This is a genomic window from Corallococcus sp. 4LFB, from assembly GCF_046520365.1.
GTDB lineage: Bacteria > Myxococcota > Myxococcia > Myxococcales > Myxococcaceae > Corallococcus > Corallococcus caeni.
Genome location: NZ_JBKGHJ010001272.1, coordinates 1 through 360, shown reverse-complemented (window position 1 = coordinate 360; position 360 = coordinate 1). Strand labels below are relative to the sequence as shown.

The window sequence follows — 360 nt, the reverse complement described above, 5'->3', positions numbered from 1 at the left end:
TGGACGTGCGCCTCCCGCCGGAGGTCTCGCAGGCGCTCAAGGCCCTGGCCCAGCGTGAGGGCGCGACGCCCTTCATGCTGCTGCTCGCGGCCTGGCAACTGCTGCTGTCTCGCTACTCCACGCAGGACGACATCAGTGTGGGCACGCCCATCGCAGGGCGCACCCAGGCGGAGACCGAAGGCCTCATCGGCTTCTTCGTCAATACGCTGGTGTTGCGCGCCCATGTGCGCCCGGAGGAAACATTCCGTCGGCTGCTCTCCCAGGTGAAGGCCACGACGCTTGCGGCCTACGAGTACCAGCACGTCCCGTTCGAGAAGCTGGTGGAAGTCCTCCAGCCCGTTCGCGACCTGAGCCGCAGCG

General features: G+C 67.5%; 1 protein-coding gene. It reads left to right on the top strand.

Annotated features, from left to right (window positions below):
- Nucleotides 1–360: condensation domain-containing protein (locus ACLEQD_RS45285; RefSeq protein ID WP_410392054.1), on the top strand; the 360-nt coding region annotated here is incomplete at both ends.